The 17,591-nt window shown below is 40.7% G+C and carries 20 protein-coding genes and 1 pseudogene; 16 read left to right on the top strand and 5 right to left on the bottom strand.

Features of this window, described 5'->3' with window-relative positions; all coding sequences use genetic code 11:
• Positions 1-14: 14 nt before the first annotated feature.
• Positions 15-245 carry a hypothetical protein gene (locus tag ACGTJS_RS02285; RefSeq protein WP_410472690.1) on the bottom strand — a complete coding sequence of 77 codons (231 nt, stop codon included), beginning with the start codon at positions 243-245 and terminating at the stop codon, positions 15-17.
• Between the two features lie 105 nt (positions 246-350).
• Here ACGTJS_RS02285 and ACGTJS_RS02280 point away from each other — a divergent pair.
• From ACGTJS_RS02280 to nth, 7 genes and pseudogenes are all read left to right on the top strand, one after another.
• Positions 351-1,171 (top strand): IS5 family transposase gene (locus ACGTJS_RS02280; RefSeq protein ID WP_410471559.1). Its coding sequence is split into 2 segments (ribosomal slippage): positions 351-735 and positions 735-1,171, totalling 822 coding nucleotides; the frame shifts between segments, so codons are not numbered across the junction.
• Between the two features lie 112 nt (positions 1,172-1,283).
• Positions 1,284-1,997, top strand: coding sequence for a ribulose-phosphate 3-epimerase (rpe, locus tag ACGTJS_RS02275; RefSeq protein WP_315040848.1), 714 nt, complete (start codon positions 1,284-1,286; stop codon positions 1,995-1,997).
• Positions 1,997-2,344 (top strand): hypothetical protein, encoded by a 348-nt coding sequence (locus ACGTJS_RS02270; RefSeq protein ID WP_410472689.1) that lies wholly within the window; start codon positions 1,997-1,999, stop codon positions 2,342-2,344. Before rpe ends, ACGTJS_RS02270 begins: the two co-directional genes overlap by 1 nt.
• A gap of 41 nt (positions 2,345-2,385) precedes the next feature.
• Positions 2,386-2,697 carry a hypothetical protein gene (locus ACGTJS_RS02265; protein WP_410472688.1) on the top strand — a complete coding sequence of 104 codons (312 nt, stop codon included), beginning with the start codon at positions 2,386-2,388 and terminating at the stop codon, positions 2,695-2,697.
• Positions 2,698-2,899: 202 nt separating this feature from the next.
• Positions 2,900-3,472 carry a hypothetical protein gene (locus ACGTJS_RS02260; RefSeq protein WP_315040839.1) on the top strand — a complete coding sequence of 191 codons (573 nt, stop codon included), beginning with the start codon at positions 2,900-2,902 and terminating at the stop codon, positions 3,470-3,472.
• Between the two features lie 70 nt (positions 3,473-3,542).
• Positions 3,543-4,337: pseudogene (locus ACGTJS_RS02255) on the top strand (RnfABCDGE type electron transport complex subunit B); the annotation flags it as partial.
• Positions 4,338-4,487: 150 nt separating this feature from the next.
• Positions 4,488-5,234: an endonuclease III gene (gene nth, locus ACGTJS_RS02250; protein WP_410472687.1), complete on the top strand. Its 747-nt coding sequence runs from the start codon at positions 4,488-4,490 to the stop codon at positions 5,232-5,234.
• 54 nt (positions 5,235-5,288) lie between these two features.
• Here the strand turns inward: nth and ACGTJS_RS02245 are convergent, their stop codons facing one another.
• Together ACGTJS_RS02245 and ACGTJS_RS02240 are read right to left on the bottom strand one after the other, a co-directional pair.
• Complete coding sequence (locus ACGTJS_RS02245) at positions 5,289-5,657, bottom strand: hypothetical protein (protein WP_410472686.1); 369 nt, start codon at positions 5,655-5,657, stop codon at positions 5,289-5,291.
• Positions 5,658-6,254, bottom strand: a complete 597-nt coding sequence (locus ACGTJS_RS02240) for a hypothetical protein (protein ID WP_410472685.1) — start codon at positions 6,252-6,254, stop codon at positions 5,658-5,660. It abuts the gene before it with no gap.
• Positions 6,255-6,425: 171 nt separating this feature from the next.
• Here ACGTJS_RS02240 and ACGTJS_RS02235 point away from each other — a divergent pair, with 171 nt between their 5' ends.
• The 5 genes from ACGTJS_RS02235 to ACGTJS_RS02215 all read left to right on the top strand — a co-directional run bounded on the left by ACGTJS_RS02235 (position 6,426) and on the right by ACGTJS_RS02215 (position 10,096).
• Complete coding sequence (locus ACGTJS_RS02235; RefSeq protein ID WP_410472684.1) at positions 6,426-6,737, top strand: helix-turn-helix domain-containing protein; 312 nt, start codon at positions 6,426-6,428, stop codon at positions 6,735-6,737.
• 175 nt (positions 6,738-6,912) lie between these two features.
• Complete coding sequence (locus tag ACGTJS_RS02230; RefSeq protein ID WP_410472683.1) at positions 6,913-7,173, top strand: succinate dehydrogenase assembly factor 2; 261 nt, start codon at positions 6,913-6,915, stop codon at positions 7,171-7,173.
• Entirely contained in the window at positions 7,173-7,643 is a 471-nt protein-coding gene (locus ACGTJS_RS02225; protein ID WP_410472682.1) for a protein YgfX, read from the top strand. Before ACGTJS_RS02230 ends, ACGTJS_RS02225 begins: the two co-directional genes overlap by 1 nt.
• A 95-nt stretch (positions 7,644-7,738) precedes the next feature.
• Positions 7,739-8,398 carry a YidB family protein gene (locus tag ACGTJS_RS02220; protein WP_410472681.1) on the top strand — a complete coding sequence of 220 codons (660 nt, stop codon included), beginning with the start codon at positions 7,739-7,741 and terminating at the stop codon, positions 8,396-8,398.
• A gap of 237 nt (positions 8,399-8,635) precedes the next feature.
• Entirely contained in the window at positions 8,636-10,096 is a 1,461-nt protein-coding gene (locus ACGTJS_RS02215; RefSeq protein WP_315040891.1) for an anion permease, read from the top strand.
• A gap of 64 nt (positions 10,097-10,160) precedes the next feature.
• Here the strand turns inward: ACGTJS_RS02215 and aroE are convergent, their stop codons facing one another.
• A complete protein-coding gene (gene aroE / locus ACGTJS_RS02210; RefSeq protein WP_410472680.1) occupies positions 10,161-11,003 on the bottom strand; it encodes a shikimate dehydrogenase in 843 nt (280 codons plus the stop codon).
• 106 nt (positions 11,004-11,109) lie between these two features.
• Here aroE and ACGTJS_RS02205 point away from each other — a divergent pair, with 106 nt between their 5' ends.
• Together ACGTJS_RS02205 and ribF are read left to right on the top strand one after the other, a co-directional pair.
• Entirely contained in the window at positions 11,110-11,949 is an 840-nt protein-coding gene (locus ACGTJS_RS02205) for an aminotransferase class IV (RefSeq protein WP_315040821.1), read from the top strand.
• 125 nt (positions 11,950-12,074) lie between these two features.
• Complete coding sequence (ribF, locus tag ACGTJS_RS02200) at positions 12,075-13,073, top strand: riboflavin biosynthesis protein RibF (protein WP_315040819.1); 999 nt, start codon at positions 12,075-12,077, stop codon at positions 13,071-13,073.
• Positions 13,074-13,125: 52 nt separating this feature from the next.
• Here the strand turns inward: ribF and tehB are convergent, their stop codons facing one another.
• Positions 13,126-13,989 carry an SAM-dependent methyltransferase TehB gene (gene tehB / locus ACGTJS_RS02195; RefSeq protein WP_410472679.1) on the bottom strand — a complete coding sequence of 288 codons (864 nt, stop codon included), beginning with the start codon at positions 13,987-13,989 and terminating at the stop codon, positions 13,126-13,128.
• Between the two features lie 215 nt (positions 13,990-14,204).
• Between tehB and ileS the strand changes: the two genes are divergently transcribed.
• Both ileS and lspA read left to right on the top strand, forming a co-directional pair.
• A complete protein-coding gene (ileS, locus tag ACGTJS_RS02190) occupies positions 14,205-17,042 on the top strand; it encodes an isoleucine--tRNA ligase (RefSeq protein WP_410472678.1) in 2,838 nt (945 codons plus the stop codon).
• Entirely contained in the window at positions 17,035-17,571 is a 537-nt protein-coding gene (lspA, locus tag ACGTJS_RS02185) for a signal peptidase II (RefSeq protein WP_315040809.1), read from the top strand. Before ileS ends, lspA begins: the two co-directional genes overlap by 8 nt.
• Positions 17,572-17,591: the final 20 nt, after the last annotated feature.

Genomic DNA, 17,591 nt, shown 5'->3' with positions numbered 1-17,591 from the left:
TTTTATGAAAAATATTATTTGGTTTTTTTGTCATGTTTTTTGATACTCACCGCCGTGATGTTGCCTTGATTGTCCACATAGCGTACCATTAGTTTGTAATCATCGTTAAACGGCACGCTATCGCCGACCACCAAATTACCCAAATCTTTTGATTCGATAAATTCCAACACGGTTTTTTGGCGAATGTCTGGGTCAATGTCTTTGACAAGTGGCAAATTGTATAAACGAATGTGCGGTGATACCACCCAACTGCCGAAAAATTCGCTGTCCTGTTTTTCTTTAATAGACCTCTTTCCAAACCTTAATAGTGATTTGGTATAATACTGATTTTTAGAAAAAACAGCAAAAGCATGATACCCGAACAAGCAGAAAAACTCAGTGACGCACAATTTAAACGCTACTTTGGCATCCAAAGAAGTACCTATACTCATATGCTCACCATACTACAAGAAGCATACAACGAACAACACAAAAAAGGTGGCAGGAAAAATGAAATCAGCCTAGAAAACAAGCTCATGCTGACTTTGAGTTACTACCGAGAATATCGCACCCAATTTCACCTAGGGCAAGACTTTGGTATCAGTGAAAGTGCTGTCTGTAAAACCATCAAATGGGTAGAAAGCATACTGATAGCCCACAAAGACTTTGCCCTACCTAGCAAAAAGGCTTTATGGCAAGACCCAAACCTTGAAACCGTACTGATAGACGCAACCGAAGTACCTTGTGAGCGACCCAAAAAAAGCAACGCAGGCAATACTCAGGTAAAAAGAAACACCACACCTTAAAAGCACAAATCGTTGTCGATAAAAACAGCAAAAAAATACTTTGTACCCATTTTAGCAAAGGTAAAACCCATGACTTTAAACTTTACCAATACTCAAAAATGCGTATAAAGCCTAGTATCTTAATCCAAGTAGATTCGGGCTATCAAGGCATACACAAACACCATGCCAATAGCAAATTCCCAAAAAAGAAAACCAAGCTTAATCCACTATCTAAAGTTGACAAACAAGCCAATCGAGAATTAGCTTCTGAACGGGTAACCAATGAACATGTTATCGGCAAAATCAAACGTTTTAAAATCCTAGCCTGTCGTTATCGTAATCGCAGAAAACGCTTTGGCTTAAGGGTTAATTTGATTTGTGCCATTTATAATTTCGAGTTGGGTTAGTTTGGAAAGAGGTCTATTAAAAATAGTTTTTTTTTGCCAATTTTGCTAAAATAGTACCTAAATTTTTTATTTTTCAATTTATTATCAATTTTAACCAACAATGTGAACCGCCATGAACGCCATAGCCAAACTTGCCAATCAAAACAACGACACGCCATATCTTATCGCCCCATCTATCTTGTCAGCCGACTTTGCAAGGCTTGGCGAAGAAGTAGAAAAAGTGCTACAAGCAGGGGCAGATGTCATTCATTTTGATGTGATGGACAATCATTACGTCCCCAATTTGACCTTTGGCAGTATGATTTGTCAAGCCTTACGCAATTATGGCGTTACTGCACCGATTGACGTGCATTTGATGGTATCGCCTGTGGATAGCATGATTGAGCAGTTTTTGGAAGCAGGGGCGAGCGTGATTACCTTTCACCCAGAAGCCACTCAGCACATTGACCGCTCTTTGCAACTGATTAAAAATGGCGGTGCGGAATGTGGTTTGGTGCTAAACCCTGCCACGCCGTTACATTATTTGGATTATGTGATGGATAAAGTAGACCAAATTTTGTTAATGAGTGTCAATCCCGGATTTGGCGGTCAAGATTTTATTGAACATACTTTGACAAAAATCCAAGAAGTACGTCAGCGTATCGTAGCATCAGGGCGTAACATTCGCTTAGAAGTGGACGGTGGTATCAAAGCCAGCAATATCAAAGCCGTTGCCGAAGCAGGGGCGGATATGTTTGTGGCGGGTTCTGCGATTTTTAATCAAAAAGATTACAAACAAGCCATTGACGAAATGCGAGCCGAATTGGCAAACATAGGAAAAGCCTAATGCAAAACACACAAGTGCAAAACACGCAAATACAAAATCCTTTACCATCAAAATCGCTTGTGCCTATGGGTATTACCATTGGGCTTGCGGTTTTTGCGTTTATTTTGGGGATTGCAGGGTTTTTGGTAGAGATTTTTTTGTTTCACAAAACCGTATCACAAATCATGCCAAGTGTCGTGCGAGTGGTGGCGATTTTTTGGCTGTTAATCCCTTGTGGCTTTATGCTTGGGGCAAGGATTATCAATAAATATTCACAAAAATCCTCCATTTTACCACGCAATGCTTTGACTTTGGGGCTGTTGTTTACGTGCGTTGCCATGCTTTGGTTAATGGCAGGGAATGGTTAAAAATAAATTGTCAATTAAAAAAATAATAAAAAGAGCAAATAATGTTACCAAAATTTAGCAAAGAAGATTTAAACATTTATCCCAAAAATATGCCAAAAGCCTTGATTCACACGTTAATCATTGCGTGTTTGTTGCTGGGTTTATCAGGGCTTAGAGCAGGGCGAAATATACAAGGTGTGCTTGCCGTCCTTGACAACTGGGCGTTTATGCTGTTGTGGATTCCCACTGCGGTGGCGTGCTGTGCTGTGCCGTTTAAAATCCGTGATAACAGTTTTGAGTTAAAATTGGCGTATTATTTGGGTATGTTTGTCGCTTTTATTTTTATTATCAATAAGTTACGTTATTTGCGTTAAATTTCTGTTTTTTATGTCATCGTCAATTTTGTTGCCAAATTGATATTGAAAAATCCCCCATTTACGCTTATATTATCCTAAATATTTCTTTTTTAAGGATAAAGCGTTGATTAAATTTTTGTTGGGTTTGGTCGTTTTTTTGCTGATAATGTTTGTGTTGTTGGTGGTTTTTAAAAAAATCATCAGCTTTTGTTGGCAAAAAATGCACGAAATTGCAGGCATAGAAGTCGGCACACCACCGCAAGCCCTGCCATATCAACCCACAACCGCCATTCCAAACAGTTTTGGCAATAATCTTGAGTATCAACTCATTCCGCAAACATGGCAAACCGACAAAAACGGTGCGGTCAAAACCAAACATGGCAAAATCTCGCCCATGCCGTTGTTACAGGGTTTGACGGTGGAAAAAATCAACGTCATGCCGACTGAAGCGGTGATTATCCTTGACCGTATTCATGATAAATTAAGCCGTTATACCGCTTGGCAACAAGAAAATCAGCAAATATCCGAAACTTGGCTCACCGAAAAAAAATTTGTACTGGATAAATTAATCAGCGAAACCATTCCCGAAGCGGTCAATCATTACGACCAACTGGCTCGTTTTAATCCGCACCAACTCACCCAAAAAATCTATCATGACATGACGGCTGGGGATATTTTGATTCAAGTGTTGCTTGGGGTGGATAAACAGATTGATGAATTATTAGATGAGTTAAATCAACAAGTTAGCCAAAAACTTGCCACCACTTATCATTATATGAAATCTAGGGTTTGACTGTTTTTTGAACGTTAAATTTGTTAAAATAAACGTTTAACAAAAGCAAGCCAACAGCCTAGCAACTACGATGACTACAAATCCAACATTTGACAACTTACCCAATCTATTTAACGACTTAAAAATCGCAACTTTAAGCCTTGATGAGCAACAACTCATCGCCCAAATAGATAACCTACTGCCCCAAACCCAATGCGGACTGTGCGGACACGCTGACGGCTGTTTGCCATACGCCACCGCCATTGTCAAAGATGGCGAAGATTGTAACAAGTGCGTGCCAAGCGGACAAGCGATTGCTGACCAATTAGCCGACCTGCTCCACCGTCCACGCTTGCCTGTGATAGCGTCCAAATGGCAAACCGACCCAAATACCAACCGACCGACCGAAATGCGAGCCGTCATTCGTGAAGACGACTGTATCGGCTGTACCAAGTGCATTCCTGCCTGTCCTGTTGATGCGATTATCGGCTCTGGCAAGCGTATGCACACGATTTTTACCGACCTTTGCACAGGCTGTGAGCTGTGTTTGCCACCGTGTCCGATGGATTGCATTGAGCTTGTGCCGATTTACCGCACGATTAGCGATGACGAGCGACAAGCCGAGCAGGATTATTTGAAAAAACGCTATCACGCTCATTTGCACCGTGTGGAAAGTCAAGTGAATGATAAAACCAACGTCCGCCCTGTGATTAGCATGGTACAGGCGAAGTTAAATGATGTATCGGTGGAGATTAGCGAAAATCAAGCAAAAAATACGATTGAGTTGGCAAAAATCCGTACGCAAATTAAAAAGTTGGAAAAGCAGTTGGCGGTTCGTTTTGATGAAAAAAAGCAAGTTGAGTTGGATAAATTAAATGAGCAATTAAAGGTTTCAAGTTCGGCAGGCATTTTATCACAATACGCCAATCCTAGTTTGATACCACTTGAAGACAAAGCGGTTGAAATGGCAGTTATAGAAAAATATGGATTTGAAAAAGATAGACCAATTATGAAAGCAACGTTTGAGAAATAAAAAATGACAATATCAAAAACCCAAAAACCAAAAACAGTAAAAACAAAAATGGTAAAAACAAAAACAGTAAAAACAAAAACAGCCGACACGCCCCCATCAAGACGAATGTCGCAAGCCAACGTACAAAAATTTTTTGAGAAACTTTCACAAGTTATAGAAAAACCCGAAACTGAATTAGAATACTCAACAAATTTTGAATTACTTATCGCCGTCATTTTATCCGCCCAAGCCACCGATGTCAGCGTCAATTTAGCCACACGCAAACTTTTTCCTATTGCCAACACACCCGAACAAATTTTTGCACTTGGCGAAGACGGCTTAAAAGAATACATCAAAACCATCGGACTGTTTAATAGCAAAGCCAAAAACGTGATTAAATGTTGCAAAGATTTGATTGAAAAATTTGACAGTCAAGTGCCAAATACTCGTGAAGACTTAGAAAGTCTGGCAGGCGTGGGACGAAAAACCGCCAACGTCATGCTAAACACCGCATTTGGTCAGCCGACAATGGCGGTGGATACGCATATTTTTCGGCTTGGTAATCGCACAGGTTTAGCGACAGGCAAAAACGTGCGAGAGGTGGAAGATAATTTGGTAAAACGCATTCCGTCCAAGTTTATGCTTGATGCACATCATTATTTGATTTTGCATGGGCGTTATACTTGTAAGGCAAGAACGCCCGAATGTGGCAAATGTGCGGTGTTTGATGAGTGTATGTTTAAAGACAAAGGACTTTTTTTGGAAAAATAATTTTGATAAAAAAAGGCTAAAAATAATTTTAGTCTTTTTGATTATGCGAATAAATCATCTAAATAATAAGAAAGATTTATCATCATGAGCAGCATAACCAATACCAAATTGGTTATCGGGAGCGGTTAGCATCATACCATAAATACCGTCATAATTTTCTGCATCTGATTGTAGAACAGCATTGTTACCAGTATAACCAAATACATAGCCAGCACCGAGATTTTTATAGTAACCATTATGGATTTCACCATCATTAGCAATAAAAGGCGAAGCCCCTTGTGTAATTTCATCGGTATGGATATCTGATGTTGATTTTTTGGTTACGGTTAAATTCTCATCGGTTTGAACGGCGTTCCATTTACCTGCAACGGCAGATTTAGTAACATCTTGTTTCCCTCCCCAACCACTTGGTTGATTTGCCAATTATTGAGCAACAAATAAATAGTGATCATCTGCACCTGCAACATGAACGCCATTATCATTAAAATAAATACGAATATTAGTATCTGGTAATTTGTCATCGGTGCTATTTGCAGGTGTTAATTGTAAACGATAGCTGTTGGTATTTTTATCAACTAAGGTAAGATTTGAACTTGTTAAACCTACTTTTCCTGTGCTAAGTGCTGTATAATGTGCTACTTTATCTTTATCAAAATTAATTTTACCACGTTTATCAACAGTTACATCACTCATGGATAAATTACCACTGGTATTTTTCATTGTAAAATTCATTTCACCAATGCGGATATCATCACAAGTTTGATTACAGTGAGCAAAGCGAGCATAATATTTTTTATTCGCAACAGTTTCGGCAAAGTTTACAGTAGGTGTACCTGTACCTGTACCAAAAATCAATTCTTGTCCGACATTTGGAATGCTAACTTTTAAAGGGCTTGCGACAGTCCCATTTTGCAACTGCGATATAGCATTAGAAGTAGCATCACTGCCACAAGCAGTTAATGTTAAGGCGGTAGCGATACAGCCAGATAAAAGTGTTAATTTTGTCAAAGATGTTGCCATTTCTATGTCCTTTTTGCTAGAATGAATAGGAAAAATGATATAAATAATTTTAACAGAATATTGTCTATTCTGTGATTTATTGTATAGAGGTATGTATAAATCTACAACCAACCCCATTGGGTTTTTTAACCCAATCCACTAGTTTTTAAAAACCATTGTAATAGGTCGTCTATGGAACTCAATGAAAAAATCCGTAAATTACGAGAAATTCATCAATGGACGCAAGAAGAAATGGCAGAAAAAGCAACCCTATCCAAAAACGGTTACGCCAATATAGAACGTGGCGAAAGCGTACCAAACATAGAAAGTTTAGAAAAAATTGCCAATGTATTCGGTATCAAAGTTGAAGAATTAATGAACACAGATGAGAATAATTTTATCATCTCTATTGTTAATGGCTATAATGGTGATTATCACACCAATTATTATCACGGCTCAAACGCCCTTTCAACCGAAATGGACAAATTACAACAAAAAATCTAACACCAACAAGAACTTTTAGAACAAAAAGACATCATCATTAACACAATTAACAGTGAAAATAATCTATTAAAATAGATGTTAGAAATATTAAAAAAGGATTGAAGTATAAAACATATTTCTTTCTTTAAAAAAAACAATATTTTTTAATTATCTAAACACGAAAAAGAGAACAAAAATGACCCAAGAACCCACTTTAGAACAACGCAAAGTCATCTACCGAGCCAGACGTGGACTAAAAGAACTGGACTACTACATAGACCCCTATGTGCGTGAACACTATCTCACCGCAAGCCCTGACGAACAAGCCACCTTTGCAAGCCTAGTAGAAGAGGAAGACCCAGACTTGCTAGACTGGTTTTTGTTTAACCAAACGCCAAAACCCGCCTATGCTGAACTCATTGCCAAACTCAAACAACTCAAAGCCGACAGCCAATAATGTCCACACCCATACAGATTGATTGTGCCTTGTCCGCAAGTTTTTACCGCCTTTGTGTCATTGGCGGTTTTTGTGCGTTGCTGTTGGTGGTGATTTGGCTGTTGCCGTTTGTGTGGGCTTATCAGTTGGCATTGGTGTTGTTTTTGGGGGCTTGCGTGTGGTTTGCACAGGTGAAACAGCCCCATTTGACCGCTATCAGTAGCCTTTTGACAAAGCTTAGTCATGATGGCGATTATGATTTTTTGCAATGGCATATTCAGACCTTTGACGGCTATTTCATCACGCCTTACGGCTATGAAAATGATGTGTATCAAGCCACGTTACAAAAAATTGACGATATGGGCGTGGTGTTAATTTTGACCTTTGATGTGTTTGAACCGTTTGACAAAATATACCGTTTGGCGATTTGGCAAGACCAAGTGGATAGCGAGAGTTGGCGAATGTTAAAAATTTTGGCAAAAGTTCGTTAAGCTTTAACAATTTTACCATTTAAATTTTACAAAATTGCTTTACAATGGATTTATGCTTTTTTTCAGCAATTTTTAACCAATTTTAAGGATTTTTTATGAGTTTATTAACCAATTTGATCACCCAAGTGGCACAAAGTGCAATGCAAGGTCAGCAACCACAACAACAGCAACCGCAAAATAGTGGTCTTGGCGGTATGCTCGGCAGCGTGTTGGGCGGTGGACAATCGTCTGGTGTAAATTTGAGCGACGGTTTTGGGCTTGATGACCTGATTGGCATGGCAGGCATGGCGATGAACCAAAATCAACCGCAAGTACAGTCGCAAGGCAATGTGTTGGGGCAAGTGCTCGGCAGTGTGTTGGGCGGTCAAAGCGGTGGTAATGGTGGTAAAAGTGCGTTGATGGTGGCGTTGTTGCCGTTGGCGTTGAATTTTATTCAGCAAAATGGCGGTCTAAGTGGTGCGTTGGGTAAGGTGCAAAATATGGGGTTTGGACAACAAGCCAACTCGTGGATGAGTGCCAATCAACCAAACCAAAGCCTAAATCCAAACGATATCACCCAATTATTCGGTCAGCAACAAATTCAACAAGTCGCCCAACAAACAGGCTGTGGCGAAGGCGAAGTGTGTCAAGGCATGGCGGATTTGTTGCCACAAGTATTTGACCAATTAACACCAGATGGCGATACCAACAAAGAAGCCGAAGCCAACAACGAAATTAATGAAATTTTATCGCAAGTTTCACGTTTTATTCGGTAAAATATTGCAAATTTTTATGTTTTGCAAAAAGTCCATAATAAAAAGTTATGGGCTTTTTTTTTAACAAATACTTTGGTATATCCCCTTAGAATGTTGCGAAAATCATGTTAATATGTAACTAAATTTTACAAGAAATTTTTCAAATGGTTTATTTAAACAATGAAGTATTTGAAAAAGCAAAAACAAGGGGTAACTATGACCACAAATCAACCAAACCCAAACAAACATGATATCAAGTTGGGTTTTAAACCAATTCCCATGCTGATTGCGGTGGCGATTACGCTCATCATTTGGTTTGTCATTCCTGTGCCAGAAGGGGTCAAGCCCAATGCGTGGCATATGTTGGCATTATTTATTGGCACGATTGTCGCTATTATTGGCAAGGCGATGCCAATTGGGGCATTGTCTATTCTTGCGATTGCATTGGTTGCGGTAACGGGCGTTACCAGTGATAAACCTGCCGATGCGTTAAAAGATGCGATGTCCAGTTTTTCCAATTCGTTGATTTGGTTGATTGCGATTGCGGTGATTATTTCGTATGGTTTGACAAAAACTGGCTTGGGCAGTCGCATTGGTTATTATTTTATTTCGATATTTGGCAAAAAAACGTTGGGTATTGGCTATGCGTTGGCAATTGCCGAAACGGTGTTAGCACCGATTACCCCATCAAATACCGCTCGTGGTGGTGGTATTATTCACCCAATTATGAAAGCGATTTCAGAATCGCTAGATTCAAAAGGCGATAATGATGCCAGCCGTACCAAAGTTGGGCGTTATTTGGCATTGGTAAATTATAATACCAATCCTATTACGTCAGGTATGTTTATCACTGCTACCGCCCCCAACCCTTTGGTGGTAAAATTCGTTGCCGAAGCGACAGGCAAACAGATTGAGTTAAGTTGGACAACGTGGGCGATTGCCATGTTTTTACCTGGGATTGCGTGTTTGTTAATCATGCCGTTGGTGATTTATAAATTGTATCCACCAGAGTTAAAAGAAACACCAAACGCCACCGAATACGCCAAAAAGAATCTCGCAGAACTGGGCGATATGGGCAAAGATGAAAAAATTATGTTGGGCGTGTTTGCGTTGTTGTTAATTTTGTGGGCGAATATTCCTGCGATGATTTTGGGCGATGCGTTCAAGGTTGATGCGACAGCGACCGCATTTATCGGTTTGTCAGCCTTGCTGTTGTCAGGCGTTTTGACATGGGACGATGCGTTAAAACAAAAATCGGCTTGGGATACGGTGATTTGGTTTTCAGCGTTGATTATGATGGCGACTTTCTTGGATAAATTGGGCTTAATCAAATGGTTTGCCGACAATATCCAGACAGGTATCGGACATTTGGGCGTGGGCTGGGTCGGTGCGTGTGCGATTTTGACTTTGATTTATCTTTATACGCATTACTTTTTTGCCAGTACCACCGCCCACATTACCGCCATGTTTGCCGCTTTTTATGGCGTTGGGCTTGCGTTGGGTGCACCGCCGATGTTGTATGCGTTGATTTTGGCAGCGGCAGGTAACTTGATGATGAGTTTGACCCATTACGGTACGGGAACTGCCCCTGTGGTTTTTGGTTCAGGCTTTGTTACGCTTGGCGAATGGTGGAAAGCAGGCTTTGTGGTGAGTGTGGTAAACTGTATTGTGTGGCTTGTTGTCGGTTTGGTTTGGTGGAAAATCATGGGTTATTATTGATTTTTGCCAACATTTCCCAAATAAAAAACCGTCAAATTTGGCGGTTTTTTTATGGTTAAAATGATTAAAATGTAAAATCCGTTAAATTCACTTTTTCGCCTGTCCATAACTCAAAACTTAACGCCCCTTGATTGACAAGCATTCCCAAACCGTCTGAAATATTTGCATTTTTCGCCTTAAAAAAATCCAAAAACGCAGACGGCTTGCCATACATCATATCGTACGCAAAATCGGTGGTTAAATCATCGTTAAACGGCAATTTTTCACCACTTAATCCGATTGACGTGGCATTGATAATAACATCAACATTATTTGGCAAATCCGTCAAATTTGAAAAAGTAATACGATTATCATCAAACATTTTTGCCAAATTTTCCGCTTTTTCAACGGTACGATTAGCAATGTGCAATGATTTTACATTGGCGTTGAGCAACGGCAAAATCGCCCCACGAGTTGCCCCACCTGCTCCCAAAATTACCACATTTTTGCTGTCCAAATCCACGCCTTTTGAGCGTAAATCCGCCACCAAACCACGACCGTCCGTATTATCGCCGTACAGTTTGCCATCCTTGATGGCAAGCGTGTTCACCGCACCCGCCACCAACGCATATTCGGACAAATTGCCCTGATTTGTTTGAGAAAGGGTTTGGCACAGTTCAAACGCCATTTCTTTAAACGGCACAGTAATGTTTAAACCTGTTCCGCCACCGTTAAAAAAACTTGCCGCCACAGCGACAAAACTGTCAAAATCATTGGGGCAAAGTTGGCGAGCATAATGAATGTTTAAGCCTGTTTGTTTGGCAAAAGATTGGTGCAATTCGGGCGATTTACTATGAGCAATCGGATTGCCAATCACTATAAAATGATAATCGGCAGATGTTGGTAAAGATAAAATTGATGTGTGCATAATACGCCTTAAAATTTGACAAAAAACAGCGATAACCGCCGATAACTGGTATAATAAGCGATTATCTTAACACAACCTACTGCCAAAACCTAACGGAAAAAAAACCATGTGGTACGACCTAAATTACCCCAGCCCACAGCCCATCACCACGATTGACATCAACGAGCGAGTGATTGCATATGGCGATGGCTTTTTTAGCACGATGGCGGTGGTGTTTGGTACGATTAATTGGCTTGATTATCATCAACAACGCTGTCAAATCGCTTGTGAAAATCTGCAACTTGATATGAATTTGCCGTTAATTTACCAACATTTGACAACACTTGCCAACCAAATCCAACACGGTATGCTAAAAATTGTCGTTTGCCGACAAAGTCAAGCGGTGCGTGGTTATGGTTTTGACAATTGTTTGACAAATGTTTGGGCAAAACTCATGCCAAGCCCCACACTTTTGGCAAATCGTCCCAATGAAATTATCCTACAACCGACTGCTCAAGCCGTCTGTTTACGTCAAAAAATCGCCGTATTACCGCCAAATTTGGCAGGGTTAAAACTCTTAAACGCCCAAGACAAAGTGTTTGCTCATCACGAACTGTTGCAACGGCAACAACAAAACCCAAAACTGCTAGACGGACTGGTGCAAGATATGTTTGGTAACTGGGTGGAAGGCAGTTTTTGCAATATTTTTTATCAATTAAACCATCAAAATCAATGGTTTACCCCAAACATTGAACATTCTGGCGTGAACGGTGTCATGCGACAAGTGCTGTTAGACAAACTCGGCTCACAGCGGTCACAACAGCGAAATTTGGGCGATAAAGATTTAGCCAATATATCGGCATTGTTTTTTTGCAATGCGGTGCGTGGCGTGATACCGATTGACAGCGTGATATTGCCTGATGGCACAGTCAAAAATTTATCAATCGTGAATATATTGATTGATTAATTAAAAATATTGTAAAATCAATGCATTATCACAAAAAAGTGTTTTGCATAGCTTTTTTACTGGTTTTTCTTTATACTGTTGCCAAATTTTTTATCATTTCTTCTAGCAAAATAATTTAATCATCTATGAAAAGTTACTATTTAAACCAACTTATCAATCATTCACAAAAATTAAACGATTGCGTACTAACAATTGGCAATTTTGACGGTGTTCATTTGGGACATCAAGCCATGTTACAACAATTAATTAACACAGCAAATGCACAAAATTTAAGCAATGCAGTGATGATTTTTGAGCCACAGCCACGAGAGTTTTTTAATCCTATAACCGCTCCACCACGTTTAACCAATCTTAACGAAAAGTTAGCATTACTTCACAATTTTGGCGTGCAAAATGTGATTATTGCCGAGTTTAACGATGATTTTCGTAATCTATCTGCCGTTGATTTTGCCAAGATTTTACAAAATATTGGTGTAAAATCGTTGGTACTTGGTGATGATTTTCGTTTTGGGCATGACCGCATGGGCGATAGTGATTTTTTGCGTGAGTTTGGTTTGCCTGTAGTGAATTTACATACAATTGTTGATAATGAAAATTTACGCATTAGCTCTACCCAAGTTCGTGAAAATTTGCTAAAAGGTGATTTAACTAAAGCAAAACAATTACTTGGGCGAGATTATGCGATTACAGGGACGGTTATTCATGGCGACAAAATCGGTCGCACGTTAGATTTTCCAACGGCAAATATTGCGTTAAATCGGATAAAACCTGCATTGTATGGGATTTTTGGTGTGGAAGTTTCGTTTAATAATGCACAAGAAAACGGACAAAGTTTTGCTAATTTTGCCAAAAATGGACAGAATGGCTTGACAGGTTTCCACAAAAATACGTTATTCGGTACGGCAAATGTTGGCACTCGTCCGTCTGTACATGGCGTGGATTGGCGGTTGGAAGTGTTTTTGCCAGAGTTTGATGGTGATTTGTACGGTCAGGAATTGACGGTTACATTTTTGCATTTTTTGCATGGTGAAAAAAATTATGATGGGCTTGATGCGTTGAAAAGTGGGATTTTGCAAGATGTGCAAGATTTGCTAATATGGCGTGAGCAAAATTTGAAGGTGTAAATAATATCATTTCCAAAAGTAAGGTGGGCTAAGCCCACCCTACAAAATACAACTAAACTTTTTTGGCAAGCATCGTTACAAATTTTAGCTGAATTGGATTGCCATTTTCATCCCTTGCGTGCATTGAGCCGATATTTTCATTATACTCAACAAATTCCCATCCTTGATAATACTCTTTTAACTCATTTTCTTTAAACGTAAACGAAAACGGCATACGACAGGGGAAATCTGCCGTATCGATCGCCGACACGATAAGATTGTATCCACCGACATTTGTTTTGTCTTGCATATCCTTGATAATCGCAGGCACTCGTTCACGTTGTAGGAACATGAACACCACGGTCGCCACCATAAAATCATAATTGCCGTTAATATCGGCTGTGTTCATGTCGTAAATCTCTGGTACAATGGCAAGGTTTTCCAACTGAGCAAGCTGAGTTACCTGTCCCAAACCGTTCGGATTGTAGTCGCTTGCCGTTACGTCAAAACCAAGCAAACTCAAATACAAGGCATTGCGACCTTGCCCACAGCCCAAATCAATCGCTTTGCACGGCTGAACGGTTTTAACCGCATCCACAACGGCAGAATGTGTGGCGGTCATGTCATATTTTTTGGCAAAAAAATCTTCTGGCGTGCATAAAAACTCAATTTGCATTTTAAAATCATCGCCAATCGGCTCAACTTTGTGCCAAGATTGCGGTTCAATTAGATACGGTTCGCTGTCTTTTGTCAAAATATGTTGGGCTTTTATACTTTCATCATCATTGAGTTCGTAAAATTTGATTTGTCCTTCAAATACGGTGAGTTGTCCCCAACTGCCGACTTTTGTGTTATGTTTACCCAAAATTCGATTGGGAATGTTGTCTTTTGTCCAGATGGGGGCTTTTTTGTAGCTGATAAGCTGTTGATTTGTCATGATATTATCCTTAAGGTTATGGTGAAAGGTAAAATTAAACATATATATTATATACATATTTAACCCAAATTAGCCAAATATTTTTGCAAATATTTTTTACATTCTATTTGTGAAAATTTTTTAAACATGATTTTGCTTTTGTGTTTGAAGTTTGTTTACGCCACATTTTAGTGTATAATTCATAGTTATTTTTCTATTTTGTGTTGGAAACGATTATGACAATTGACTACAAAAACACCCTAAACCTTGCCGATACCGCTTTCCCTATGCGTGGCGATTTGGCAAAACGTGAACCTGCTTGGCTAGACGCTTGGTATCAAGACGATTTGTACGGACAAATTCGCAAATCTCGCATTGGGCGTGAAAAATACGTCCTTCACGATAGCCCGCCGTATGCCAACGGTCAAATTCACTTGGGACACGTGGTCAATAAAGTGCTAAAAGACGTGATTGTCAAATACAAAACCCTTGACGGCTATGACGCTCCGTATGTGCCAGGCTGGGATTGCCACGGCTTGCCGATTGAGCAAAAAGTCGAAGAGTTGATTGGCAAAGTGGGACAACCGCACAAAGACAAAGCCAAAAATGGCGAGATTATCACCGCCACCGAGTTTCGCCGTGCGTGCCGTGAGTATGCTAAAAGCCAAATCGCCTTGCAAATGGCGGATTTTAAGCGTTTGGGCGTGCTTGGCGATTGGGGTAATCCTTATTTGACGATGAATTTTGCCACCGAAGCGGGTATTGTGCGAGCGTTGGGCAAAATTTATGAAAACGGGCATATCGTGCGTGGTATGAAGCCTGTAAACTGGTGTTTGGACTGCGGTTCGGCACTTGCCGAGGCGGAAGTTGAATACGAAAACAAAAAATCCGATGCCGTTTATGTCGGTTTTGACATTGTCAATCGTGAAGTTTTAGCCCAAACCGCCAACATTAACGGCAAATTACAAGCGGTGATTTGGACGACAACGCCTTGGACATTGCCTGCCAACCAAGCCATTACCGCAAGCACCGAGCTTGATTATATTGTCTTAAATACGGCAAATGGGGCGTATATCATTGCCAAAGATTTGCAAGAAGAGTTTGTTAAAACCTTAGAAATTGCTGAACACAGCACTCTTGCCACCATTAACGGCAAAGATTTAACCGCCTTAAAAGCCCAGCACCCTTTAATTGCCGAGCGTCAAGTGCCATTTATCACAGGCGACCATGTTACAGCCGATAGCGGTACAGGCTTGGTGCATACCGCCCCTGCTCACGGTGTGGACGACTACAATGTAGGGCGTGCCAACGGTTTGCCGACTGAAAATCCTGTTGGTGGCAATGGCGTGTATTTGGATGAGGCAAAAGTCTTTGTAGGCGAGCATATTTACAAAGCCCAACCAAAAATCATTGCCACCCTACAAGAGAGCGGACATTTGCTCAATCATACCGTGATTACCCACAGTTATCCGCATTGCTGGCGACACAAAACGCCAATCATTTTCCGTGCCACGCCCCAATGGTTTATTAGTATGGAGGCGAAAGGCTTGCGTGAACAGGCGTTAAAAGACATTCCAAACGTGATTTGGACACCGTCTTGGGGGCAAAACCGCATTGAGTCAATGATGAACGGTCGCCCAGACTGGTGTATCAGCCGTCAGCGTACTTGGGGCGTGCCGATTGCGTTTTTTATTCATAAAGACACAGGCGATTTGCACCCACAAACGGCAGAACTCATTGAAAAAGTTGCCCAAGTGATTGAAAAAGGCGGTATTGAGGCGTGGTTTGACGCACCGATTAGCGACTTTTTAAACGAAAATGACAGCCAAATTTACCAAAAATCTACCGATACGCTGGATGTTTGGTTTGACTCTGGTTCTACCAACTTTGCCGTACTTGCCAATCGTGATGAGCTGACTAATCCTGCCGATTTATACCTTGAAGGCTCTGACCAACATCGTGGTTGGTTTCAGTCATCATTGCTTGTTGCCGAATCGGTGTACGGTCGTCCGCCATATAAGCAAGTTTTGACGCACGGTTTTACCGTTGATGCCAAAGGTTATAAACTGTCAAAATCAAAAGGCAATACCAAAGGCTTTGAACCACAAGAGCTTGCCAATAAATACGGCATTGATATTGTGCGACTTTGGGTATCGTCAAGCGATTATCGCTATGAAATGGCGGTGTCCAAAGAAGGATTTGACCGCACCACCGATATGTATCGCCGTATTCGTAACACCGTGCGTTTTTTACTTGCCAATACTGATGATTTTAATCCGCAAACCGATATGGTAGCGACAAGCGATTTAATCAGCCTTGATAAATACATTTTGCACAAAGCCCAAAAGGTGCAAGAGCAAATCAAAGTGTCTTATACCAATATGGACTTTCACCAAGTGTGTCAAGCGGTGGTCGGCTTTTGTTCGCAAGATTTGGGCGGATTTTACCTTGACATCATCAAAGACCGCCAGTACACCACCAAAGCGGACGGCAAGGCAAGACGCTCGGCACAGACTGCCATTTATCACATTGCCCACGCCTTGCTACGCTGGATTGCGCCGATTTTGTCATTTACCGCTCAAGAAGCGTGGCAAGTGCTAAAAGGCACAGATGGCTATGTGTTTACCCAAGAATGGTATGAGTTCCCAGTCTTTGAGCTTGGTGAAATTAGCGAAGAAGATTGGCAAGTGATTTTAAACGCCAAAGAAGTGGTAAATAAGGCTTATGAAATCGCTCGTACCGACAAAGTGATTAACGCCAACTTAATGGCGGACGTTACTGTCTTTGCTGATGACAACACGCTAAAATCCTTAGAAAAATTGGGCAATGAGTTAAAATTTGTCTTTATCTCAAGCGTGGCAAACATCGCCCCATTTGCCAACAAAACAGGCGTTACTTTTGAACAAGCGGACGACAGCCAAGTGGCGGTGAGCATCAAAACCGCCGAAGGCGAAAAGTGCGTACGCTGTTGGCACATCTCATCAGATGTTGGGGCAAATGCCGACTACCCAGAGATTTGCACTCGCTGTGTGGAAAATGTTGTCGGTAATGGTGAGGTGCGTCACTATGCCTAATACGGCTGTAACGAATTCGACCAATTCACTACCAATCAACGGTAATAAAGCCGTTGTTTGGTATGGCTTGGCGGTGGCGGCGATTATTATTGACCAAATTACCAAGCTGTATTTTGAAAATAATTTTGAGCTGTATCAGACCTTGCCTGTGATTGAGCCGATTTTTAACTTTACCCTTGCTCATAATCATGGGGCGGCGTTTAGTTTTTTGGCGGATAAAGGCGGTTGGCAAAAATGGTTTTTTTCTGTATTGGCTCTTGGTGTGTCGGTTGGGATTATGGTGTATTTACGCCAAGTACCAAAAATTGCCAAAGTTTTGTCAGCAGGGCTTACTTTTGTGCTGGCAGGGGCGTTGGGTAATTTGATTGACCGTGTCCGTCTTGGCTATGTGATTGATTTTTTGCACGTGCATTATGCTGATAGTTGGCATTTTCCGATTTTTAATATTGCTGATGTGGCGATTAATATTGGCGTGGCATTGATTTTGATTGATTCTTTCTTTTTGGAAAGTAAACGTTTAAAAATGTAAAAGGGTTAAAAAATGTTAAA

Origin of the sequence: Faucicola mancuniensis (genome assembly GCF_046523945.1) — a bacterium.
GTDB classification, from domain to species: Bacteria; Pseudomonadota; Gammaproteobacteria; order Pseudomonadales; family Moraxellaceae; genus Faucicola; species Faucicola mancuniensis.
The sequence above is the reverse complement of the archived record's forward strand: the minus strand, read 5'-3'. Positions and strand labels throughout refer to the sequence as shown.